Annotated in this window: 21 protein-coding genes; 4 read left to right on the forward strand and 17 right to left on the reverse strand. The window is 70.4% G+C overall.

Features of this window, described 5'->3' with window-relative positions; all coding sequences use genetic code 11:
• Positions 1-150 precede the first annotated feature (150 nt).
• From QT196_RS15100 to clpS, 7 genes are all read right to left on the reverse strand, one after another.
• Positions 151-1101, reverse strand: coding sequence for a cysteine synthase (locus tag QT196_RS15100; RefSeq protein ID WP_235468591.1), 951 nt, complete (start codon positions 1099-1101; stop codon positions 151-153).
• Positions 1101-1433 (reverse strand): MoaD/ThiS family protein, encoded by a 333-nt coding sequence (locus tag QT196_RS15105; RefSeq protein ID WP_290355068.1) that lies wholly within the window; start codon positions 1431-1433, stop codon positions 1101-1103. Before QT196_RS15105 ends, QT196_RS15100 begins: the two co-directional genes overlap by 1 nt.
• Positions 1434-1565: 132 nt before the next feature.
• Positions 1566-1742, reverse strand: coding sequence for a putative leader peptide (locus tag QT196_RS15110; RefSeq protein ID WP_318297597.1), 177 nt, complete (start codon positions 1740-1742; stop codon positions 1566-1568).
• Positions 1743-1826: 84 nt separating this feature from the next.
• The gene (locus QT196_RS15115) at positions 1827-2252 is read right to left on the reverse strand and encodes a M67 family metallopeptidase (protein WP_168479291.1); all 426 of its coding nucleotides are present in this window, start codon (positions 2250-2252) and stop codon (positions 1827-1829) included.
• Positions 2253-2354: 102 nt separating this feature from the next.
• Positions 2355-3794, reverse strand: a complete 1440-nt coding sequence (locus QT196_RS15120; RefSeq protein ID WP_168479293.1) for an amino acid permease — start codon at positions 3792-3794, stop codon at positions 2355-2357.
• 321 nt (positions 3795-4115) lie between these two features.
• Complete coding sequence (locus tag QT196_RS15125; RefSeq protein WP_168479295.1) at positions 4116-4709, reverse strand: DUF2017 domain-containing protein; 594 nt, start codon at positions 4707-4709, stop codon at positions 4116-4118.
• A complete protein-coding gene (gene clpS, locus QT196_RS15130; protein ID WP_018091297.1) occupies positions 4706-5059 on the reverse strand; it encodes an ATP-dependent Clp protease adapter ClpS in 354 nt (117 codons plus the stop codon). The genes QT196_RS15125 and clpS overlap by 4 nt, the downstream gene beginning before the upstream one ends.
• A gap of 152 nt (positions 5060-5211) precedes the next feature.
• Here clpS and QT196_RS15135 point away from each other — a divergent pair, with 152 nt between their 5' ends.
• Entirely contained in the window at positions 5212-6540 is a 1329-nt protein-coding gene (locus tag QT196_RS15135; protein WP_168479297.1) for a nicotinate phosphoribosyltransferase, read from the forward strand.
• A gap of 171 nt (positions 6541-6711) precedes the next feature.
• Positions 6712-7308 (forward strand): isochorismatase family protein, encoded by a 597-nt coding sequence (locus QT196_RS15140; protein ID WP_290355069.1) that lies wholly within the window; start codon positions 6712-6714, stop codon positions 7306-7308.
• A gap of 8 nt (positions 7309-7316) precedes the next feature.
• On the opposite strand, the gene QT196_RS15145 is transcribed toward QT196_RS15140, so the two are convergent.
• Positions 7317-7700: a hypothetical protein gene (locus QT196_RS15145; protein ID WP_248001151.1), complete on the reverse strand. Its 384-nt coding sequence runs from the start codon at positions 7698-7700 to the stop codon at positions 7317-7319.
• 122 nt (positions 7701-7822) lie between these two features.
• On the reverse strand, positions 7823-10213 hold the full coding sequence (locus tag QT196_RS15150) for an immune inhibitor A domain-containing protein (protein ID WP_290355070.1): 2391 nt from the start codon (positions 10211-10213) through the stop codon (positions 7823-7825).
• Between the two features lie 397 nt (positions 10214-10610).
• Here QT196_RS15150 and QT196_RS15155 point away from each other — a divergent pair, with 397 nt between their 5' ends.
• On the forward strand, positions 10611-10949 hold the full coding sequence (locus QT196_RS15155) for a hypothetical protein (RefSeq protein ID WP_168479305.1): 339 nt from the start codon (positions 10611-10613) through the stop codon (positions 10947-10949).
• On the opposite strand, the gene QT196_RS15160 is transcribed toward QT196_RS15155, so the two are convergent.
• Positions 10941-11786, reverse strand: a complete 846-nt coding sequence (locus tag QT196_RS15160) for an RDD family protein (protein WP_266731280.1) — start codon at positions 11784-11786, stop codon at positions 10941-10943. The two genes, QT196_RS15155 and QT196_RS15160, sit on opposite strands and share 9 nt — an antisense overlap.
• Positions 11787-11876: 90 nt before the next feature.
• Positions 11877-13466 (reverse strand): RDD family protein, encoded by a 1590-nt coding sequence (locus tag QT196_RS15165; protein WP_168479307.1) that lies wholly within the window; start codon positions 13464-13466, stop codon positions 11877-11879.
• Positions 13467-13701: 235 nt separating this feature from the next.
• Here QT196_RS15165 and QT196_RS15170 point away from each other — a divergent pair, with 235 nt between their 5' ends.
• Entirely contained in the window at positions 13702-14178 is a 477-nt protein-coding gene (locus QT196_RS15170; RefSeq protein ID WP_168479309.1) for an SsgA family sporulation/cell division regulator, read from the forward strand.
• 108 nt (positions 14179-14286) lie between these two features.
• Here QT196_RS15170 and QT196_RS15175 read toward each other — a convergent pair whose 3' ends face one another.
• The 6 genes from QT196_RS15175 to QT196_RS15200 form a co-directional block, all read right to left on the reverse strand.
• Positions 14287-15732, reverse strand: a complete 1446-nt coding sequence (locus QT196_RS15175) for an NAD(P)/FAD-dependent oxidoreductase (protein ID WP_168479311.1) — start codon at positions 15730-15732, stop codon at positions 14287-14289.
• Between the two features lie 82 nt (positions 15733-15814).
• Positions 15815-16108, reverse strand: a complete 294-nt coding sequence (locus tag QT196_RS15180) for a ribosomal protein L7/L12 (protein WP_290355071.1) — start codon at positions 16106-16108, stop codon at positions 15815-15817.
• 9 nt (positions 16109-16117) lie between these two features.
• Positions 16118-16441: a hypothetical protein gene (locus QT196_RS15185; RefSeq protein WP_168479313.1), complete on the reverse strand. Its 324-nt coding sequence runs from the start codon at positions 16439-16441 to the stop codon at positions 16118-16120.
• Positions 16442-16507: 66 nt separating this feature from the next.
• Positions 16508-17479 carry an antibiotic biosynthesis monooxygenase gene (locus QT196_RS15190; RefSeq protein WP_168479315.1) on the reverse strand — a complete coding sequence of 324 codons (972 nt, stop codon included), beginning with the start codon at positions 17477-17479 and terminating at the stop codon, positions 16508-16510.
• Complete coding sequence (locus QT196_RS15195) at positions 17476-20202, reverse strand: molybdopterin-dependent oxidoreductase (RefSeq protein WP_290355072.1); 2727 nt, start codon at positions 20200-20202, stop codon at positions 17476-17478. The genes QT196_RS15190 and QT196_RS15195 overlap by 4 nt, the downstream gene beginning before the upstream one ends.
• The gene (locus QT196_RS15200; RefSeq protein WP_290355073.1) at positions 20199-21026 is read right to left on the reverse strand and encodes an FAD binding domain-containing protein; all 828 of its coding nucleotides are present in this window, start codon (positions 21024-21026) and stop codon (positions 20199-20201) included. Before QT196_RS15200 ends, QT196_RS15195 begins: the two co-directional genes overlap by 4 nt.
• Positions 21027-21085 lie beyond the last annotated feature (59 nt).

Raw genomic sequence — 21085 nt, forward strand, 5'->3', positions numbered from 1 at the left:
GTGGGCGGAATCACCAGTCTGGGCTGTCGCCCCGTACGCCCGTACGCCCGTACGCACGGACCGGTGCCGCCGCGGCCGGATGCCGGCCCGCCGCCTCCCGCGGAGTGCCCCCGGTCTTCACCCGGGGGCATCCCGGAATTCCGCCCCGTATTACGCCCAGAGCTGGCCGTGGAGGGTGGCAATGGCGGCCTCGGTCGATTCGGCGGTGTAGACGCCGGTGGAGAGGTACTTCCAGCCGCCGTCGGCGACCACGAAGACGACGTCGGCGGGCTGCCCCGCCTTGACCGCCTTCTTGGCGACGCCGATCGCGGCGTGCAGTGCCGCGCCGGTGGAGATGCCCGCGAAGATGCCTTCCTCGGCGAGGAGTTCGCGGGTGCGGCGGACCGCGTCCTCGGAGCCGACCGAGAAGCGGGTGGTGAGCACGGACTCGTCGTAGAGCTCGGGAATGAAGCCCTCGTCGAGGTTGCGCAGGCCGTAGACGACATCGTCGTAGCGCGGTTCGGCGGCGACGATCTGGACGCCGGGGACCTGCTCGCGCAGATAGCGGCCGACGCCCATGAGCGTGCCGGTGGTGCCCAGACCGGCCACGAAATGGGTCACGGAGGGGAGGTCGGCGAGGATCTCCGGGCCGGTGGTGGCGTAGTGCGCACCGGCGTTGTCGGGGTTCCCGTACTGGTAGAGCATCACCCAGTCGGGGTGCTCGGCGGACAGCTCCTTGGCGACCCTGACGGCCGTGTTGGAGCCGCCGGCCGCGGGTGAGGAGATGATCTCGGCGCCCCACATGGCGAGCAGCTCGCGCCGCTCGGAGGAGGTGTTCTCCGGCATCACGCACACGATGCGGTAGCCCTTGAGCTTGGCCGCCATGGCGAGCGAGATGCCGGTGTTGCCGCTGGTCGGTTCGAGGATGGTGCAGCCGGGGGTGAGCCGGCCGTCCTTCTCGGCCTGTTCGATCATGTGCAGCGCGGGCCGGTCCTTGACCGAGCCCGTGGGGTTGCGGTCCTCCAGCTTCGCCCAGATACGGACGTCCTCGGAGGGTGACAGGCGCGGGAGGCGGACGAGAGGGGTGTTCCCGACCGCCGCCAGCGGGGAGTCGTAACGCATCAGCGCATGCCTCCCGCCCGCCGCCCGACCACCGCCCCTGCCGGACGGGGCTGCGCCCCGGCACCTCCTGCTACCGCCGGGAGGATCGTCACGTTGTCGCCGTCGGCGAGCCTGGTGGAGATGCCCTCCAGGAAGCGGACGTCCTCGTCGTTGAGGTAGACGTTCACGAAGCGGCGCAGCTGCTCGCCGTCGACCAGGCGCTCGCGGATGCCCGTGTGCCGGCTCTCCAGGTCGGTGAAGAGGTCGGCGAGGGTGTCTCCGCTGCCCTCGACGGCCTTCTGGCCGTCGGTGTAGGTGCGCAGGATGGTCGGGATTCGGACCTCGATGGCCATGGGAGTGCTCCTGTGGGAGTGCGGTGGCGGATGCGGTGCGTCCCGGGTGCACGGCGGTCGGCAGGCCGGGAGGGCGTCGGGTGACGCGGGAGGTGCGGGGGTCGCGCGGGGCGTGCGCCCGTACGGGCCGGGTCAGGCGCCGGCGCAGCGCGGACAGATGGCGCTGGAAAGGCGGCACAGGTCCACGTGCAGCCGTGCGGCTCCGCAGCCGAACGCGCCGAGCAGCGCGGATGCGGAGCGACGCGTGGCGAGCGGAGCGAGCAGCAGCATGCCCGGCCTCTTCTTCTCGCTCACGTCGTGGTCAACCATGCGAGCATCGTATCGATTCCCGGTCCGGGTATTGGAACCTTGTCCCATGATGCGGACGATCGGTGTACGCCAGGTGGGACGCGCTCAGGAGTACTCCGCCACGACCTCGACCTCTTCCTCCGTGACCTCGCCGTTCACGATCCTGAACGAGCGGAACTGGAAGGGTCCGGCGTCATCGGCGTCGGCGGTGGAAACCAGGACATAGTGGGCACCGGGCTCGTTCGCGTACGAGATGTCGGTACGCGAGGGGTAGGCCTCGGTGGCGGTGTGCGAGTGGTAGATGATCACCGGCTCCTCGTCCCGGTCGTCCAGCTCGCGGTAGAGCTTGAGCAGGTCGGAGGAGTCGAACTCGTAGAAGGTGGGTGAGCGGGCGGCGTTCAGCATCGGGATGAACCGCTCGGGCCGGCCGCTGCCCGCCGGGCCCGCGACCACGCCACAGGCCTCGTCGGGGTGGTCCTGGCGGGAGTGCTCGACGATCTGGTCGTAGAGGGCCTTGGTGAGGGTCAGCATGGCGCCAAGAATAGCCAGCGGGCCCGTACGTACCGAAGAGTGGTACATACGGGCCCGCATGCTGGACAGCCGGGCGGTTTCGCCGCCGTCCGGGGTGTTGCCTCAGCTCTTGGTGTCCGCGCCGGCCGCCGCGAGCGCCGCGTCCCGCCGCTTGATGCAGAGGTAGCCGACGCCCAGGATGAGCGCCCACACGGGAGCCGCGTAGAGGGAGATCCGGGCGTCCTTGTCGACGCCCATCATCACGATCACCATGCCGATGAAGGCCAGCGCGAAGATCGAGGTGAAGGGGCTGCCGGGAGCCTTGAACTCGGACTGCGGCAGCTCGCCGCGGTTCGCCTTGGCGCGGTAGCGCAGCTGCGAGGCCAGGATGACGATCCACGCCCACATACCGGAGATGGTGGCGAAGGAGACGACGTAGTTGAACGCCTCACCGGGCCACTGGTAGTTGATGTAGACGCCGAACAGCATCATCGCGACCGAGACGCCGGTACCCCAGGTGGGCAGGCCGTTCTTGCTGAGCTTGGTGAAGAACTTCGGGCCCTGGCCGTTGAGCGCGAGGTCGCGCAGCATCCGGCCGGTGGAGTACATGCCCGAGTTCGCCGAGGAGAGCGCGGCGGTCAGCACGACGAAGTTGACGATGCCCGCGCCGGCCGGCAGGCCGATCTGCTGGAAGGCGGCGACGAACGGGCTGACGCCCGGCTTGAAGGCCGTCCAGCTGACGACGGACAGGATGATGATCAGCGCACCGATGTAGAAGAGGCCGATCCGCCACGGCACGGTGTTGATCGCCTTGGGCAGGACCTTCTTGGGGTCGGTCGCCTCGCCCGCGGTGACGCCGACGAGCTCGACGGCGAGGAAGGCGAACATCACGATCTGAAGCGTCATCAGCGTGCCGCCGATGCCCTTGGGGAAGAAGCCGCCCTCGGACCACAGGAGCGTGAAGGAGGCGGTGTCACCGGCGTCGGAGAAGCCGAGGGTGATCACGCCGAGGCCGATCAGGATCATGCCGATGATCGCGGTGACCTTGACCATCGAGAACCAGAATTCCAGCTCACCGAAGATCTTCACGGAGATCAGGTTGATACCGAAGAGCGCACACGTGAAGACGAGTGCCGAGGCCCATTGCGGTATGCCCTTGTTCCAGTACTGCACATACGTGGCGGCGGCGGTCACTTCGGTGATCCCGGTGACGACCCAGAAGAGCCAGTACGTCCAGCCGGTCACGAAGCCGATGAACGGGCCGAGGAATTCGCGTCCGTACTCCGAGAAGGAGCCGGAGACGGGCCGGTACATGAGCAGTTCGCCCAGGGCCCGCATGATGAAGAAGATGACGAGGCCGACGATGGCGTAGGCGAGGACGATGCTCGGCCCGGCCATCGAGATCGCCTTGCCGGCCCCGAGGAACAGGCCGGTACCGATGGCGCCACCAATGGCGATCATCTGGATCTGACGGTTTCCCAGCCCCCGCTGGTAGCCCTCCTCGGGCTCCTGCCCAGGTGCCTCACTGCCGTCGTGCTGCTTGTCGACCTGCACAGAGGTCATGAGTGGTGCGCCTTTCTCCATTCCGACCCGGTCTGTCCGGATCGGGTCCCGATCCCCCCGGATGGAGTTCCTGCACGCCGACGGTCGGCCGGCTCAGCGCTCCCGCGGCGACAGGGGTGGCGTCGCTCACGGCAGGTCGTGAACATTTAACACGCGCCATCGAAGATCGACTAGGGATGGCGTGAACCGAACCACCCGAAAAAGAGGACAAGTTCCGCAAACGACAGCAAGACGCACCGGACCGGTGACGCGATCGTTATCCGGATTTGAGCGTCCGCTGAGCGAACACCCGGCGAATTCCCGGGGTGGTACGCCCGAATTTCAGCCCATCAGTGACTCGACGAGAGTCTCCTGGAGCCCGCCGAGCCAGAGATACGCCATCACCATCGGCTTGCGCGGGTCGCTGTCCGGCAGCCGCAGCAGCTCGCCGCCGTCCTCCTCGTCGGTGACTTCAAGCCGTGTCCCGATGGCCAGCCGGAGGTCATTGAGCGCCCCCAGCCACTGCCGGCACTCGGCGGGCTTCAGCCGCAGCTGCGCACTGCCGCCCTCGGGCGCCAGGGTGTCCAGCGCACGGATCAGCGCGAGCGCGTCCGCGCGCTTGCGGGAGCGCAGATCGTTCTCGGTGTAGCGGCGGAATTCGGCGGCGGCGGCGCGGACGTCGTCATCGGGGACGAGGTCGGGCCCGCCGTAGGCGTCGGGGAAGAAGCGGGCCAGGACCGGGTCGGCGGGCGGCTCGCTGGGACCGTCGTTGAAGACCGACGCCAGCAGATCGTCGCTCTCGCTCTCCCCGGCCTCCTCGCCCGGACCGATCAGCTCCATCAGCTGGACCGCGAGGCTGCGCAGGATGGAGATCTCGACCTCGTCGAGCGGGACGGCGGCGCCGCCGCCGGGCAGCGGCTCGAAGTGCCCGCTCATCGGCGGTCCTGCTGAAGGGTCGCCCACAGGCCGTAGCCGTGCATCGCCTGCACGTCGCGCTCCATTTCCTCGCGGCTGCCGCTGGAGACCACCGCGCGTCCCTTGTGATGGACGTCGAGCATCAACTGGTGCGCCTTGTCCTTGGAGTAGCCGAAGTACGACTGGAAGACGTACGAGACATAGCTCATGAGATTGACCGGGTCGTTGTGGACGATCGTGACCCACGGGACGTCGGGTTCGGGGACCTCGAAGGGAGCCTCGCTCGACTCGGGACGTTCGATCTCGACCGGGACACTGAGCGTGCAGCGATGCGGCCGGAGCGTGGTCGTGGGTGACGGGTGGGCGCTCACAGGCCCCATGCTGCCACCCGGGGGCGGACGACGCACAAATGCCCCTCGCGCGGGCCGCGTCGGCGAGCCGCACACCCCGGCCGCCGGAGCCGTTGCCGGGCACCCGACCCACTATCGTCAAAGTGACGAGTAATGGGGGTAGCATCTCTCCCATGAACACAGCAGACCTGGGGCTGCCGGTGGCCGTGCCGTCGACTGCGCTCTTCACCGACCAGTACGAACTCACCATGCTGCAGGCCGCGTTGCGGTCCGGCACCGCGCAGCGGCGGTCGGTCTTCGAGGTCTTCACCCGCCGGCTGCCCGAGGGCCGCCGCTACGGCGTGGTGGGCGGCACCGGCCGGGTGCTGGACGCGGTGGAGAACTTCCGCTTCGACGAGACCATCCTCGGCTTCCTGCGCGAGCGCGGCATCCTCGACGAGCCGACCCTGGAGTGGCTGGCGGACTTCCGCTTCCGCGGCGACATCTGGGGCTACCCGGAGGGCGAGGTCTACTTCCCCGGCTCCCCCGTCATGCGGGTCGAGGGCACCTTCGCCGAGGCGGTCCTCCTGGAGACGGTGATCCTCTCGATCCTCAACCACGACTCGGCGGTGGCCGCGGCGGCCTCCCGGATGGCGGTGGCGGCCGGCGGCCGCCCGCTGATGGAGATGGGCGCCCGCCGCACCCATGAGCTGGCGGCGGTGGCCGCGTCCCGCGCCGCCTATGTCGGCGGCTTCCACACCACCTCCGACCTGGCCGCCGGCTTCCGCTACAACATCCCCACCGTCGGCACCAGCGCGCACGCCTTCACCCTGCTGCACGACACCGAGCGGGACGCCTTCACCGCGCAGGTCGACACCCTCGGCGGCGGGACCACCCTGCTCGTGGACACCTTCGACGTCACCGAGGCGGTGCGCACCGCCGTGGAGGTGGCCGGCCCGGACCTCGGCGCCGTCCGGATCGACTCCGGCGATCTGCTGCTGATCGCCCACCGGGTGCGCCAGCAGCTGGACGAGCTGGGCGCCACCAAGACCAGGATCGTGGTCACCAGCGATCTGGACGAGTACGCCATCGCCTCGCTGGCGGCCGCCCCGGTGGACGCGTACGGCGTCGGCACCCAGCTGGTGACCGGCAGCGGGCACCCGACCTGCTCGATGGTCTACAAGCTGGTCGCCCGCGCCGACAGCGAGGAGCCCGGCGCGCCGCTGCGGCCGGTCGCGAAGAAGTCGATGGGCGCCAAGACCTCGCTGGGCGGCCGCAAGTGGGCCGCGCGCCGGCCGGACGCGGACGGCGTCGCCGAGGCCGAGGTCATCGGCACCGGGCCGGTGCCCGCCGAGCTGGCCGACCGGCAGCTGCTGGTGCCGCTGGTGAGCGCCGGCAGGGTGGTGGCCCGTGAGCCGCTGGACGCCGCCCGCGACCGGCACATCGCCGCGCGGGCCGCGCTGCCGCTGTCGGCGACCCAGCTCTCCCGCGGCGAGCCGGTGCTGCCCACCGAGTACGTCTGACCGGGCGCCGCCGACGGGGCGCGGGGTGCCGGGCGGCGGCCGCCGTACGCCGTGCCCGGCACCCGCCGTCCCAGGGGGCTCCGCCCCACTCCCGCAATCCCCGTCCAGTGGCTACCCTCGGTCACACCACCCTCGCGCCCCTCCCCGATTCCCAGCCGGAAGGCACGCACCATGCACCGGGCATTGATCGTCGTTGACGTACAGAACGACTTCTGCGAGGGCGGCAGCCTCGCGGTGGCGGGGGGTGCGGATGTCGCGGCGGCCATCACCGATCTGGTGGGCCAGACGGCCGGCAGCTGCTACCGCTATGTCGTGGCCACCCGGGACCACCACATCGACCCCGGTGATCACTTCTCCACCACCCCGGACTACGAACACACCTGGCCGGTGCACTGTGTCGCCGGCACGGAGGGCAGCGGATTCCACCCCAACTTCGCCCCGGCGCTCGCCTCCGGCGCCATCGACGCGGTCTTCGACAAGGGCGCCCACGCCGGCGCGTACAGCGGTTTCGAGGGCGCGGACGAGAACGGCACCCCGCTGGCGGACTGGCTGCGCGCGCACTCCGTCAGCGAGGTCGATGTGGTCGGTATCGCCACCGACCACTGTGTCCGCGCCACCGCCCTGGACGCGCTCGGCGCCGGGCTGCGCACCCATGTCCTGCTGGATCTGACCGCCGGGGTCGCCGCGCACACCACCGAGCGGGCGCTGGCGGAGCTGCGCGCGGCGGGCGCCGAGCTGACCGGCAAACCGGTCCTCATCGGCGCCTGAGGGGGCCGTCAGGCGGCCGGACGTTCGTTCCCGGCCGGCTCGTTCTCCGCCGACGGGCGGGCCGGCTGGGGCCGCAGCAGCGCCCGTATGGGATGCCAGGACTCGGTGTCGTCTTCGGGGGCCTCGCGCCAGACCAGGCCGTCGGGATGGTGCAGCACGGCCGTGATCTCGTCGGGTGTGGGCGGCTCGGTGTTGCCGCGCAGGTAGACGGACCGCAGACCGAGGTTGCGCAGCCTGGTCAGGGCGCGCTGGCGGTTCACGGCATGGACCAGGACCCGGACCCGGCAACCGCAGTCGTAGAGACCGGCCCGGGCGCCGTGCGGCGGCCTGGGCAGCGAGAGGGCGACCACCACGCTTCCGCCGGGAAGCCTGATGAAACCACCACCGGACATCTTCATATCTCCCCCGTGAGACTTCGCGTCAACAAGGAACTGTAGAACGCATCTAAACGCTAATCGGCCGCCGCCCGCTAGTGGGCGACGGCCGAACAGCATCTGACCTGCGGATTTACCTTTTACTTACCGGCGGAGCCGACCCGCAGCGTCACCGTGGAGCCGTCCCGGGCCTCCTTGGTGATCTTGATCCGGGTGTTGGTGTCAGGAACGATCACCGCACCGGTCGGGTTCGCCTTGTCGTAGTAGACGCCGTGCCGGTCGTCGAAGAGCGTGACGCCCTTCTTCGAAGTGATCTTGACCTGTTTGCCGTCCCGGTGGAGGGTCAGCGCGTCGGTCGGGAACCGCGTGAAGGTCGAGTCGTAGGACTGGAAGCGGTTGCGCATCAGCTTGCCGTCCGCCCAGTGCTCGGCCTTGGGGTGCGCGTCGACCGGCAGGATCTGCCCGTGGCCCGGGTGCAGGCCGACGTTGTTGTCCGCCTGCGAGGTGTCCCACAGCCAGATCAGTACACCGTTCTGGTACGGGAAGTGCTCCACCCAGCCCGGCTTGGCGGTGGTCCAGCCGAAGTTGTACGGGCCGACCTTGAGGGTCTTGTCGTACGACACGTACTGGCGGTTCTCCGCGATGTAGTACTGCGGGTAGTCCTTGGTGAAGGACGCACCGAGGCGCGAGAAGCCCTTGGCGGTCCAGCCGTTGTCGTCACCCTCGGCGTTGTCGCTGAACAGCGGCTTGCCGTCGGCGACCACGCTGACCGTGTCGGCCGCGAAGCCCTTCTGGGCCGCGCCGCCGTCGGTCTGGTAGCGGAAGCGCAGGTCGATCTTCTTGCCCGCGTAGGCGTCCAGCGGGTAGGCGAGGTCCTGGTAGGCGGCCACGGTGCCGGTCAGGGCGGGCTTGTCGCTGCCGTCGCGCGGGATGGCCTTGCCGGCCGCGGTGCCGTCCAGGGCCGTCCAGTTGCTGCCACCGTCGGCGGAGACCTCGGCGTAGAGGTAGTCGTAGTCCTTCTCGATGTCCCACCAGCCCTTGAGCGTCAGCGACGCCTTGGCCTTACCAGTGAGGTCCACCGGCCGGGACAGGGTGTTCTTGAGGTTGTCGCCCATGTTGCTCCACCACTGCTTGGAGCCTTCCGCGGGCTGCACGATGTCGGTCTTGACCGACTTGGCCGGCAGCTCGACGACCACCGCCTGCTTGTTCTTGGTGTTGTACTCGGCGACGCCCAGCTTGTGGGTGGACTTCTTGGCGGCCTTCGCCTTGCCGTAGTTGAGCCAGCCCAGCTGGAGCTTGTCCCAGGCGCTCATGTCACCGGGCAGGTCACCGATGGAGTCCTTGCCGGTGCCGAGCCAGGAGCCGCCCGACATCAGCGACCAGAAGTCCACCGAGGACTCGCCGGTGCCGGAGGTGTCGTACTCGTCCGGCAGGCCCAGGTCGTGACCGTACTCGTGGGCGAAGACACCGAGCCCGCCGTTCTCCGGCTGCATGGTGTAGTCGCCGACCCAGATGCCGGTGTCACCGATCTGGGTGCCGCCCGCCTTGTTGGCCGCGGGGCCGGTCCGGCCGGCGTCCGAGCCGTACGCGTACCAGCGGTGCGCCCAGATGGCGTTGGTCTTCTGGACGCCGCCACCGGCGGACTCGTCCTCACCGGCGTGCACGATCTGGAAGTGATCGATGTAGCCGTCGGGCTCGTTGAAGTTGCCGTCGCCGTCGTGGTCGTTGCGGTCCCACTGGTCGTACTTGGCGAGGTCGGTCTTGATCTGCGCGTCGGTGCGGCCGGCCGCCTTCTGGTTCCTGGCCCACTGGTTGACGCCGTCGCGGATCAGGTCCCAGGCGCTGGAGCAGTTGGTCTGGCCGCAGTAGTTGGACCCGTAACGGGCCTCGTTCCAGTCGACCTTGACCCAGTCGGAGACCTCGCCCTGGACGGAGTAGCGGCCCGAGGACTGCTTCTCGTAGTACTTGGCCAGGGACTGCTTCTTCTTGTCGTGCGAGAAGTAGAGGTCCTGGAAGTGCTTCCGGTTGAAGTCCTTCTGCCAGGCCGTGCTGTTGTCCTTGGCACGGTCCGGCTCGGCTATCCGGTTGTGCGCCGGGCCGGGATCGCCGCCGTACTTCTTCACCGGGGGCTTGGGGCCGTCGCCGTCCGGGTCGAACATCGTGGTGTCGTCGACCTTGTCGCCGAAGTCCACGAGGACGGTGAAGATCCGGTCGGTCTTCTGCCGGGCCAGCTCGACGTACTTGCTCTTGCCGAGCTTGACGACCCGGGAGCCGTTCCGCTCGGTCACCTTGGCATCGCCGGAGATGACCTGCTGGAGCGCTTCCTTGCGCTGGGCCGCCTGCCGGGCGCTGAACGGGCCCTTGAGGTCGTGCTGCACGGCCCGCTCGGGAGCCGGGTCATGACGCTTGGCGACCGGCGACGGTCCCTGCGCGTCGGCCGACGCCACCCCCGAAGAAAAAGCGGCCGCCCCGATCGCGGCGATTGCCGTGGCCAGGGCGGCCGATCTGAACACCCGTCTGCTGTCTCTCACTTGGCGCTGTCCTCCCCATCGAACCGGTCACTGTTCGAGGGCATTCGACCGGAAGTACGATGAAAAAGACAGATCTTGACTTGGGCACGTCAGCGAAGTACGTTACTCGGTCCGCGAGTTGCGGCTATCGGACATCGGGCAGCGGCATGCCGCCGGGCGCGGAATCGCCGGGCAGGGGCCCGGTGTATATGCCCGCCGGGCATGCGCCCCCGCCCCCAGCAGCCATGACGTCAGGGCGTCCGGAAAATCACCACCGCGTTGTGCGCCCCCTGTGCCCCGAACCGTGGGTTAGGTCACGCTTACCCGGCGTTCCGCTCGGGCAGTAAGGACCGTAGGCTCCTTTGCCGGCGCGCCCTGAACGACACCCCCCTGCCGACCCCCCGAGGACGGATCCGCCATGCCTCGTCCGACCGCCGCACAGCTCGCCTACGGTTCGGCCACCGTCTTTTTCTCCACCCTCGCGATGCTGCTGCTCTCCCAGACGGAGACCGGCATCGGGGTCGCGGTCATCGCCATCGCCGGGCTCGGGCTCGGACTGCTGGTCGCCATGACGGTGCCGATGCCCAGGGTGTCGCGGGTGGTCCGCCGGCATGTCGTACGGAACGGGCCGCCCGCCGAGCCCGCCCCGTCGCAGGCCGTTCGCACACCGTCCGAGCGCCCCCGGTCCGCCGCCTGGGGCGGCCTCGCCCGGTCGGCCGGCGCCGGTGAGGCCCGGATCGGCGAACACTCACGCTGAGCCGGTACGCGGCCCCGTCTCCGTGGACACCACCACGGTCTTCGCCGCCTTGTCGTGCAGACACTGCTGATACGGCTTGTCCCAGGTACACCACAAGACGTTGATCAGCCAGAAAATGAAACCGCAGCACGGCACGATCTCCGGCAGCGAATAGACCGCGGCCCGCACCCAGCCCGGCTGGCCGTGCGGGATCGAGCCGTCCGCGAGCATCGCCACCCGGATCTTCATCGCCATCTTGCCGACGGTCTGGCCGCGGCTGCTGAGCATCAGACCCTCGTAGATCAGATACACCAGCAGGGTCACGCCGGAGATCGTGGACTGCCGGCCGGCCATCTCGCCGTCGGTGCTGAAGAAGTCCACCCCGCCGACGATCGCGGTCATGATCAGCCAGACCGGCACCCCGACGATGACCGCGTCGATGATGCGCGCCACGAGCCGGCGGCCGCGGTTCGCCAGCGGCGGCATCCCGGCCAGCGGGTCGGCCACTCCGTACTGCCCGCCGTAGGGGTCCCCGGCATACGGGCCACCGCCGGACGGGCCGCCCCCGTAAGGGCCGCCGGCACCGGGCGGCGGGGTGCCACCGGGCGGTGGGGTGCCCCAGGACGGCGGGGTGCCACCGGGTGGCGGCGTGCCCTCCGGGGGTGGCGGCGCACCGCCTTCACCGCCCGTACCGCTGCCGCCCGAATCACCGCTGTGCGGCGCGTTGTTGCGGGGCGAGCCGTTCTCCCGGGGCGCGCTGTTGCGGGGGCCGCCGCCCGCCGGGGGCTCCTGCGGCTTCTGGAACGGATCGTTCTCCGGCGGCTCACCGGGGCCGGGCCGGGGCTGGTCGGTACTCATGGCCCGAGTCGACGCCATCTCGCGGCCCGCCGCATCCGGCGAGGTCCGTTCGGGGGAACGGCTGCCGCGCGGACCGCCCCGCGCCGGGGGTCAGCCGGCGGCGACGAAGGTCCGGGCCAGCTTGTCGTGCCAGCACTGGCGCCACGGCCGGTCGAACAGGCACCAGACGACGTTCAGCACGCCGATGACGAGGACGCCGAGCACGCTGTAGAGGAACCAGCGCTTGAGCGCGGCGCCGAGGGTCGGGGTGTCGTGGCTCTCGATGTCGAGGACCCGTACGCCGCACAGCTTCTTGCCCAGGGTGCGGCCCCACTTGAGGGTCGGCAGCGCCTCGTAGAGCGCACCGCCGATCAGCAGGACGGCCAGGATGGTGGCGAAGACCGGCATCGTGGTGCCGTCGACCAGATAGACCGTCACCTGGCGGCCGGACTGCTTGGCCGCCTCGACCTTGGCGTCGAGGTGGTCGGCGACCGTGCCCCACATGGGGACGGCGACCGCGGCGGTGAGCGCGCCCAGGACCAGGGTGTCGATCAGCCGGGCCGCGAACCTGCGGCCGAGCGCGGCCGGGTGGCCCTGCGCGGCCTCTGCCAGGGCCGCGAAGGGGTCGGCGGCGGCCGGTGGCTTCCAGGGGATGACCCCGTCGGCGTCGGCGCCCTGCGGACCGGGCCGGGCCGCCGCGGCACCGCCCTGCGGCGGCACACCGGCGGCGGGTGCGGCCGTCTGCGGGGCGGGCTGCTGCTGAACCGGGGCCTGCGGGGCGGGGTTCTGCGGGGCAGGATTCTGCGGGGTGGGACGCTGCGGCGCGGGGCTCTGCTGGGCCGGGGTCTGCGGGGCGGGGCTCTGCTGCGCCGGAGTCTGCGCGGCGGGACGGTTCTGCGGCTGGTCGTTGCCGGTCGGCAGCGACTGCGGGGAGGCGTCACCGGGCACGGCGGACGGGGCCCGGCCGCCGCCCGCGACGCGGATCGCCATCGTCTCGTTGCCCTTGGCGGGCTTACCGCCCTCGGGCCGTACCGCGCGGATCGCGGTGGTGCCCTGGTCGCCGGAGTTGCCGCCGCGGCGGGCGGCCGGGTTCACGGCGCGGATGGTGACCGTCCCGTCGGACGGGACCCCCGGGCCCTGTGCGGCGGCGCCGGGCACCTCGCCGGCCGCGGCCTCGGCCCCCTGTCCCTCGCGCTGCGGCGGCACCGCGCCCCAGGAGGCGGCGCCCGCCGGCGTACCGGGCGGGGCCTGGTCCGGCGAACCCCAGGAGATCCGGCGGTCGGGCTCCCCGCCGAAACCGGCCTGCCGGGAGGCATCGGCCTGCCAGGCGGCGGCCGATTCGGGGCTGGTGCCGTGCAGCCGGGCCGGGTCGTCCCAGCTCGCGGGGGCGACGTCACCGCTCTGGCGTACGGCGGGCACCGCGGAGCCGCCGGCCGCCTCCTCCTCGTCGAAGAAGACCGGGCCGGTCTCCTCGACGGCGGATGGGGGTCCCCCCTGTTCGAGCGGAGCCGAGAACTCGGGGGAGGGAGCCACACCGGGCGGCGGGGCGGGCATCGCCTCACCGTCGGCGGGCGCGGGCCGGCTGGTGCCCGGCACCCACGCGGCGCCGTTCCAGTACCGGATGTAGCCGGGGATGGACGGGTCCGGGTAGAAGCCTGGCGTGGGGCTACCGCCGGCGGATCCTGAGGTAGGGGCGCTCATATCCGAAGTCCCGTATCTGTACTCGGCCTGGTGGGTGTGGGGTGCAGTCTGCCGCAAGGCGGCGTCCACATCTATCAGACCCCGGGTTCCCACGGGGCGGTGACCGCCGACGACCACCTGGAAGAGGCGCGGGAAAAAAGTTGTACGAAGTCGTGTAAGAGTCCGGCGCCCGGCCGCTCTCTCTCCGTGCGGGACCGGTCTCGGAGCCCGCAGGGAGCGAAGAGAGGCGGACCCCATGCACACCGTGGTGGAAAGAGAGCTGGAGCTGGGCCTGGTCCTGTCGCCGGAGCGGAGCATTCCGGTGCCGGCCCGGCTAAGGTACCTGACCGATGACCCGTACGCCGTCCATGTCACCTTTCACATCGGTTCGGACGCCCCGGTCAGCTGGACGTTCGCCCGCGAACTGCTGGTCGAGGGCGTTTTCCGGCCGTGCGGCGACGGCGATGTGCGGGTGTGGCCGACGAAGCTGGACGGCCGCAGCCTGGTCTGCATAGCGCTGGACTCACCGGACGGGCAGGCCCTGCTGGAGGCGCCGGCCCCGGCGGTCTCGGCGTGGCTGGAGCGCACCCTGCGGGTGGTCCCGCCGGGGTCCGAGCAGCGGCATCTGGGCCTCGACAAAGGGCTGAGCGCACTGTTCGCGATGGCGTCCGGGGACGAACTGCGGCCGGGCGGCCCCTGGCCCGTGGACGAGGCCCCGGAGCCCGGGGCGTAAGGGGTGGCGGATGAACGGGCCGCCGCATTACGGGGGTTGACGGGCCGGGGCGTGCCGCGGCGCCGGGCGCGGACGGGCCGCCCCGGCGCCGTACGGCCCGGCGGCGGCTCAGCCCCGGTAGGCCTCCAGCAGCCGCAGCCACGCCTCGCTGATCGTGGGGTAGGAGGGCACCGCGTGCCACAGCCGCTCGATGGGGACCTCACCGGCCACCGCGACCGTCGCGGCGTGCAGCAGCTCTCCGACGCCGAAGCCGACGAAGGTGACGCCGAGCAGCACCTCCCGGTCCAGGTCGACGATCATCCGGGCCCGGCCGCGGTAGTTGTCCGCGTACAGGGACGCCCCGGCCACGGCCGACAGGTCCTGGTCGACCACCCGGATGCGGTACCCGGCCTTCTCGGCCTCGGCGGCGCTCAGGCCCACCGCGGCGGCCTCCGGATCGCTGAAGACGACCTGGGGGACGGCTCGGAGGTCCGCGGTGGCGGCGTGCGCGCCCCAGGGGTCGGACTCCAGGATCGGGACGCCCCGGGCGCGCGCGGCGATCGCGGCCCCGGCGATCCTGGCCTGGTACTTGCCCTGGTGGGTGAGCAGGGCGCGGTGGTTGACGTCGCCGACGCCGTAGAGCCAGCCGCCGGTGACCCCCTTCACCCGCAGGCTGTCATCGACGTCCAGCCAGGAGCCGTGCGGCAGTCCGACCGTGTCCAGGCCGATGTCCTCGGTGCGCGGGGCCCGGCCGGTGGCGATCAGGAGTTCATCGGCGACGATCTCGTCCCCGGAGTCCAGCAGGACGGTGACCGGGCCGCCCGGGGCTTCCCGGCGTACCTCGCGCACCTCGACGCCGGTCCGCAGGAAGACCCCGGCCTCGGCGAGCGACTCCGCGACGAGGTGGCCGGCGAACGGCTCCATCCGGGGCAGCAGCCCGTCGCCGCGGACCAGCAGCGTCACGGAGGCGCCCAGGGCCCGCCAGGCGGTGGCCATCTCGACGCCGACGACCCCGCCGCCGACCACCACCAGCCGGCCCGGCACGCTCTTGGCGCTGGTGGCGTCGCGGCTGGTCCAGGGCCTGGCCTGGGCGAGCCCGGGGATCGGGGGCAGCACCGCGCGGCTGCCGGTGCAGACCGCGACCGCGTGCCGGGCGGTGAGCACCCGGCCGCCGTTGACGACCACCCGGCGGGGCCCGGCCAGGCGCCCCTGGCCGCGCACCAGGTCGATACCGGCCGAGTCCAGCCAGCGGACCTGGCCGTCGTCCTTCCAGTACGAGGTGATGGCGTCGCGATGGGCGAGTACGGCGGAGGCGTCCAGGGGGACGTCGACGGCGTCCTTGAGGCCGGGCACCCGGCGGCCCTCGGAGCGGGCGGTGACCGGGCGCAGCAGGGCCTTGCTGGGCATACACGCCCAGTAGGAGCACTCGCCGCCGACCAGCTCACTCTCCACGATCACCGCGCTCAGCCCGGCGGCATGCGCCCGGTCGGCGAGGTTCTCACCGGTCGGCCCCGCTCCCAGCACAATGACGTCATACGCCTCATCAGCGGCTTTGGTGGCTCCGGTCGCTGCCATCGGCTCTCGCTTCCTGCGTGGGCATGAGGTGGCCCGGTGGGGCCCGGCGGGTCCTTCTGGCCATCCTCAGCCCAACGGGCCGTCAGCGCATCCGGCGTTCGACCGCTTCCTTGGCCTCGGCGAGTCCGGAGCCGGTGACCTCGCGGTGCACCTTGATCGCCTGGATCTTCTTGCCCTGCGACAGCAGCTGGTCGATCTCGGCCATCCCGGTGGGCTGCGCCTCCTCGATGCCGGCGTGCGCCAGCAGCAGGTCCACCTTGTGTTCCAGCCGGTGGAGCCGGCGCTCCAGCGTCTTGGCGCGGCGGTCGGTGGCCGAGATCAACATGACGGCGGCGAGCGCGAGAAGGGCGATGACTACGGGGAGTACGGAATCCATGGGGGCACCCTATGAGGCGGCGGCACGGGCCATGAACACGACAGTCGCGGCCGGGCCGTGCACGGTGCCGCGGACGGCCGGTGCGCCGTCCGTGAGGATCTCGCACTCGGCGTAGGCGTCCGGCCCGTCGAGGGTGAGGGTGAGCATCGGCATGGCGCCCACCCCGCGCGCGTCGGTCACCACGAACCACGGCAACTCCGGCCGGGTCACCTGCTCTTCGCTGCCGGAGTCCCCGGGTGCCTGGACGGCGTAGGTGATGTCGTCGACGCCCTGGCCGGACACCCGGAAGGTGACCATTCCCTCGCCGGGTCTGTGCGGATCGTTGATCGTCATGGGGGCAGTCAACCGTCCCTCCCCCTGCCGTGTACATCCGGGTCGCGGTCCGGGCGGGGGGTCTGGTCAGGGCAGATGCCAGATCTGGGTGGTGACGAGGAAGAAGACCGCCGCCCAGAACACCATCACGCCGGTGACGAGGCCGAGTCCGACCAGGTTCGTGCGCGCCCGGGGTGCCTCCGGGCGGGGCCGCAGCCACCGTTTGAGCAGCGGGTTCACATAGAAGGGCATGGTCACGAAGCTCATGATGAAGCTCGACAGCAGGTTACCGATGAGCAGGTTCAGCCACAGCGAGAGCTTCAGCGGGGACAGCGCCAGCGTCAGCAGCACCACGGTCGGGTAGAGGCCGACCCAGACCGCGACGGAGGTCTTGGTCTCCGAGGGCGGCGGCGCTTCCCTGCCGTTCTCCTCGAAGGCGAACCAGCTGCCGAACGAGTTGTCGATCGTGCGCATGCGGAAGTCGTGGAACTTCTGGCCCTCCGCGAGGACTTCCTGCCGCTTGCCCGAGGTCAGCCAGGCGTCGAGGTGCTCGGCGCTGTCGAAGCGGTAGAGCGTGGTCCATTCGTCCTGGAGGCCCTCGATCGGACGGAACAGCTCGGTGCCGCGAAAGCCTTCGAAGCTGCTCTCCTCCTCGTCCATCCGGTGCTGCCAGGCGAGGAAGGCGTCGACATGGTCCGGGTGGACGCGGTGGGTGACGACGACGGTCACCAGCGGGTCCGGGGTCTGGGTGCCGCCGCTGACAACCTGCTGGGTCGCGGGGCCGTCGAGGTATTTCCGGCCGCGGTCGAGATGGCGCTGCCGGGTGGCGCTGTTGATCCACGCTTGCAGATGGGCGATCGAGTCGAAGCGGTAGACGACCACCCAGTCGGGTTGCAGGGAGGTCGGCCGCGAGATCTCGGCGCCGAGGAATCCCGCGTAGCCGGCGGCCGCGGCGTTGACGTCCTCCTGCCACGCCTCGAATTCCCGCTCCAGTCCGGCGCGGATCTTCTGCCCGATGATGACCGTCGCCTCGGTGCCGGTGGGCTTTTCGGTGGTCATGTGCGCGATCCCGTCGTCACCGGCCGGCTTTCGCCGATCTGCCGGTAGAGCCGTTCCGGTGTCAGGGGCAGTGCGCGGCAGCGGACGCCCGTGGCGTCGTGGAGCGCGTTCGCCAGCGCGGGGGCCACCGGGTTGATGCAGCATTCCGCGATCCCCTTCGACCGCAGCGGGCCGACGGAATCCGACGAGTTCACCAGCAGCACCTCCGTGCGGGGGATATCGGCGTAGGTGGGAATGCGGTAATTGCGGAAGTTCGGGTTGACCATGACGCCGTCGGCGCCGACATGGTGATGCTCGGTCAGGGCGAAGCCGATGCCCTGGGCGACCCCGCCTTCCACCTGTCCGCGGACCTGCGCGGGGTTGATGATGACGGCGGCATCGGTCGCCTGGACGCTGTAAAGGATGCGGATCTCGCCCGTCACCGGATGGACAGCGAGACGGAATCCCTGCGCGTTGGAGGTGACGCTGCGCGGTGAGCCATAGGCCTTACGGGCGGCGGAGAAGCGGATACCGCGCGTTCGGGCCGTGGCGACGATTTCCGCCAGTGGCACCCGCCGGTCACCGCAGACGACGGCCTCGTCATCCATCGAGCACATCACGACATGGACGCCGGTGTGGGCGGCGGCGAATTCCAGGATGCGGTCGCGGACGGCATTGGCGGCGCGGAGTACCGCGTTGCCCGCGACGAAGAGTCCGGCGCTCGCGAAGGCGCCGGTGTCGAATCCCGTGCGGTCGGTGTCGGATTGCACCAGGCGGATGCGTGACGGTGTCGTGCCGAGCTGTTGGGCCGCGATCTGGACATGCGCGGTCGAGGTGCCCTCACCGAATTCGACGGTACCGACGGCGAGTTCGTATACGAGGTCGTCGCCGAGCGTCACCCAGGCCTCCGAAAGGTGCTCAGTCGGCGGCGCGGTTTCGTGCAGGGAACTCGCGACGCCGTTCCCGACCAGCCAACCGGGCCCGGGGGACGGCTCCCCGGCGTTCCGGGCCATCGCCTGATCCACCAGATCGATGCACGTGCCGAGCCCGTCCTCGGTGAACAGCACGTCATCGGGGCCCTCCGCCATGGAGACGAGAGGATCGCCCGGCCGCACGATATTGCGGCGGCGCAGTTCGAGCGGGTCCATGTGCAGGGCGAGGGCGAGTTCGTCCATCGCGCATTCCACGGCGAAGGCCGGCTGGGTCATGCCGTAGCCGCGCAGAGCGCCGCTCGGCACGGTGTTGGTGTAGACGGAGTACGCGTCGTACTTCTTGTGGGGGCAGCGGTAGAGCATGACGGCGGCGCCGCCCGCGAACAGCGTTTGGCCGGCGTGGTTGCCGTAGGCGCCGGTGTTCGAGACATTGCGGACCTGGAGGGCCGTGAGCTTTCCGTTCGCCGTCGCGCCGAGCGTGACCGTCAGCGTCATCGGATGCCGTGGCGAGGCGGTGGTGAATTCCTCTTCCCGGGTGTATTCGAAGCAGACCGGCCGCCCGGTGTCGAGGGTGGCGAGCGCGGCCAGATCCTCCGAGATCACTTCCTGTTTGCCGCCGAAGCCGCCGCCCACGCGTGCGCAGAACACCCGGAGCTGGTCGGGGCGCAGCGCGAACAGACGGGCCAGTTTGACCTTGGCGATCGACGGCGACTGCGAACTGGTGCGGACGTTCAGCCGGCCGTTCTCCATCCAGGCGATCGAGCCATGCGTCTCCAGATGCGCATGCTGCACACGCGGGGAGAAGTACGTGCCCTCGTGCATCACGTCCGCCTCGGCGAATCCCGCGTCGATATCGCCGATCTGTGAATGGATCTCGACCAGGATGTTGTGGACGGGATCCAGGACGAACGGGTCGACCGGGCCGTGCAGTTGTGGCGCCCCGTCGGCCATCGCCTCTTCGGCGTCGAATACCGCGGGCAGCACCTCGTATTCCACGGCGACCCGGCGGCAGCCCTCCTCCGCCGCCCCGACGGTGTCGGCCAGGACCGCGACGACGCGCTGGCCGACGAAGCGGACCGTGCGGTCGAGGAGGTAGGTGTCGTCCGGATCCACCAGATGGTCGGTGTGGATCGCCGTGCTGAAGCGTCTGCGCGGCACGTCCTCCCAGGTGTAGACCCGGTGCACGCCGGGGACCGCGAGTGCGGCGGTCTTGTCGATCGAGACGATGCGGGCGTGTGCGTGGGGCGAGTGCAGCACCTTGAGGTGCAGCATGCCGTCGAGGTGGGTGTCCATCGTGAAGGCGGCGCGGCCGGTGACCACGTCCTCGGCCGCGGGCGCGCTGACGCTCGTGCCGACGGCTTTTCCCGGTGCGGCCTTCGCCACGCCGACGACGCCTTTCACCGCGTCCTCGATGCCCCGGTAGCCGGTGCAGCGGCAGAGATTGCCTTTCAGCGCCCGCGGCAGATCCGCTTTCTGGGCCTCGGTGAAGGTGGCCGACGTCATGATCATTCCCGCCGTGCAGAAACCGCACTGGAATCCCGGGGCGTCGCGGAACTGCCGCTGCACCGGATGCAGATTGCCGGGTGCGCCGAGCCCTTCGATCGTCGTCACCTCGCGGCCGTCCGCGCGGAAGGCGGGGGTGATGCAGCTGTGTACGGGAGCGCCGTCCAGCCATACCGTGCAGGCGCCGCAATCGCCCGCGTCACAGCCCTTTTTGACGCCGAAGTGGCCGAGCGCGCGGAGAAAGGTGCGCAGGCACTGACCGGGGTCCGGTTCCTCGTCGAAGCTCCTGCCGTTCACGCGGTAGGTCATCCCGGGCTCCCAGCCATGAGTTCACGACGGATTTCCTCGGCGAAATGCTGTGTCAGGTGATGGCGGTGACCGGGTGTTCCGTTGGGATCGTCGAACCAGATATCGGCGGGGAGGTCGTCGATGCGCTGCCGCAGCATCCGGTCATCGGGCAGGGTGTCGAAGCCGATACGTACCGGCCGGGTGGTACCGGCGGTGAGGGTGAGCAGCAGATCGCTCGTTCCCGGTGTCTGCGTACCGATGAGGAAGACCGTCGAGCGGCCGAGGCGGGTCAGCGAGAAGCGGCGGTGCGCGGTGCGTTTCCGCAGGGCGTGCGCGGGAATGTCGATGCGCCGCAGGATTTCCCCGGGGGCCAGAACGTTCTCGTTGTCGCCGGTCACGAAGGAAAGGGCGTCGACGGTGCGGGCGGACCCGTCGGCGGCCCAGAGTTCGTACCGCGCCTCCAGGGCGACCGTCAGCGTGATCATGGGACCGGCCGGCAGGGACATACAGATATTGCCGCCGACGGTGGCCGCGCTCCAGACCTTGAACGAGGACAGGAACGCCTCACAGCTCTTGGTGAAAAGCGGGGCCGCGATCCACTCCGCCGGCGGCTGATAGGCGTACAGCTCGCTGATGGTGCAGGTCGCGCCGATGCCGAGCCCCGCCTCGCTCGGGACGAGGGAGTCCCAGCGCAATGTCGTCAGGTCGATCAGCCGGTGCAGGTCCGGCTGCTCCTCGGAGTACAGCCAGGTGCCGCCGGCGAGCCAGGCATCGCCCGGGTGCCAGTCCGCGCCCGGCCGGGCGGCCGGTCGCCGGACGACTTCGGTGATGGTGTGGAGGTCCATGGGAATTGCTCTCCCTCACGACGAAAATCGTGCGCGCGGGCACCATCGAGCGGCGTAAT

Source organism: Streptomyces sp. P9-2B-2 (assembly GCF_030406865.1).
GTDB classification, from domain to species: Bacteria; Actinomycetota; Actinomycetes; order Streptomycetales; family Streptomycetaceae; genus Streptomyces; species Streptomyces platensis.

Excerpts from the sequence above, each read along its gene's own strand:
- QT196_RS15100 (WP_235468591.1), bottom strand. The coding sequence starts at position 1,101 with ATGCGTTACGACTCCCCGCTGGCGGCGGTCGGGAACACCCCTCTCGTC.
- QT196_RS15105 (WP_290355068.1), bottom strand. The coding sequence starts at position 1,433 with ATGGCCATCGAGGTCCGAATCCCGACCATCCTGCGCACCTACACCGAC.
- QT196_RS15110 (WP_318297597.1), bottom strand. The coding sequence starts at position 1,742 with ATGGTTGACCACGACGTGAGCGAGAAGAAGAGGCCGGGCATGCTGCTG.
- QT196_RS15115 (WP_168479291.1), bottom strand. The coding sequence starts at position 2,252 with ATGCTGACCCTCACCAAGGCCCTCTACGACCAGATCGTCGAGCACTCC.
- QT196_RS15120 (WP_168479293.1), bottom strand. The coding sequence starts at position 3,794 with ATGACCTCTGTGCAGGTCGACAAGCAGCACGACGGCAGTGAGGCACCT.
- QT196_RS15125 (WP_168479295.1), bottom strand. The coding sequence starts at position 4,709 with ATGAGCGGGCACTTCGAGCCGCTGCCCGGCGGCGGCGCCGCCGTCCCG.
- QT196_RS15135 (WP_168479297.1), top strand. The coding sequence starts at position 5,212 with ATGAACACAGCAGACCTGGGGCTGCCGGTGGCCGTGCCGTCGACTGCG.
- QT196_RS15140 (WP_290355069.1), top strand. The coding sequence starts at position 6,712 with ATGCACCGGGCATTGATCGTCGTTGACGTACAGAACGACTTCTGCGAG.
- QT196_RS15145 (WP_248001151.1), bottom strand. The coding sequence starts at position 7,700 with ATGTCCGGTGGTGGTTTCATCAGGCTTCCCGGCGGAAGCGTGGTGGTC.
- QT196_RS15155 (WP_168479305.1), top strand. The coding sequence starts at position 10,611 with ATGCCTCGTCCGACCGCCGCACAGCTCGCCTACGGTTCGGCCACCGTC.
- QT196_RS15160 (WP_266731280.1), bottom strand. The coding sequence starts at position 11,786 with ATGAGTACCGACCAGCCCCGGCCCGGCCCCGGTGAGCCGCCGGAGAAC.
- QT196_RS15165 (WP_168479307.1), bottom strand. The coding sequence starts at position 13,466 with ATGAGCGCCCCTACCTCAGGATCCGCCGGCGGTAGCCCCACGCCAGGC.
- QT196_RS15170 (WP_168479309.1), top strand. The coding sequence starts at position 13,702 with ATGCACACCGTGGTGGAAAGAGAGCTGGAGCTGGGCCTGGTCCTGTCG.
- QT196_RS15175 (WP_168479311.1), bottom strand. The coding sequence starts at position 15,732 with ATGGCAGCGACCGGAGCCACCAAAGCCGCTGATGAGGCGTATGACGTC.
- QT196_RS15180 (WP_290355071.1), bottom strand. The coding sequence starts at position 16,108 with ATGGATTCCGTACTCCCCGTAGTCATCGCCCTTCTCGCGCTCGCCGCC.
- QT196_RS15185 (WP_168479313.1), bottom strand. The coding sequence starts at position 16,441 with ATGACGATCAACGATCCGCACAGACCCGGCGAGGGAATGGTCACCTTC.
- QT196_RS15190 (WP_168479315.1), bottom strand. The coding sequence starts at position 17,479 with ATGACCACCGAAAAGCCCACCGGCACCGAGGCGACGGTCATCATCGGG.
- QT196_RS15195 (WP_290355072.1), bottom strand. The coding sequence starts at position 20,202 with ATGACCTACCGCGTGAACGGCAGGAGCTTCGACGAGGAACCGGACCCC.
- QT196_RS15200 (WP_290355073.1), bottom strand. The coding sequence starts at position 21,026 with ATGGACCTCCACACCATCACCGAAGTCGTCCGGCGACCGGCCGCCCGG.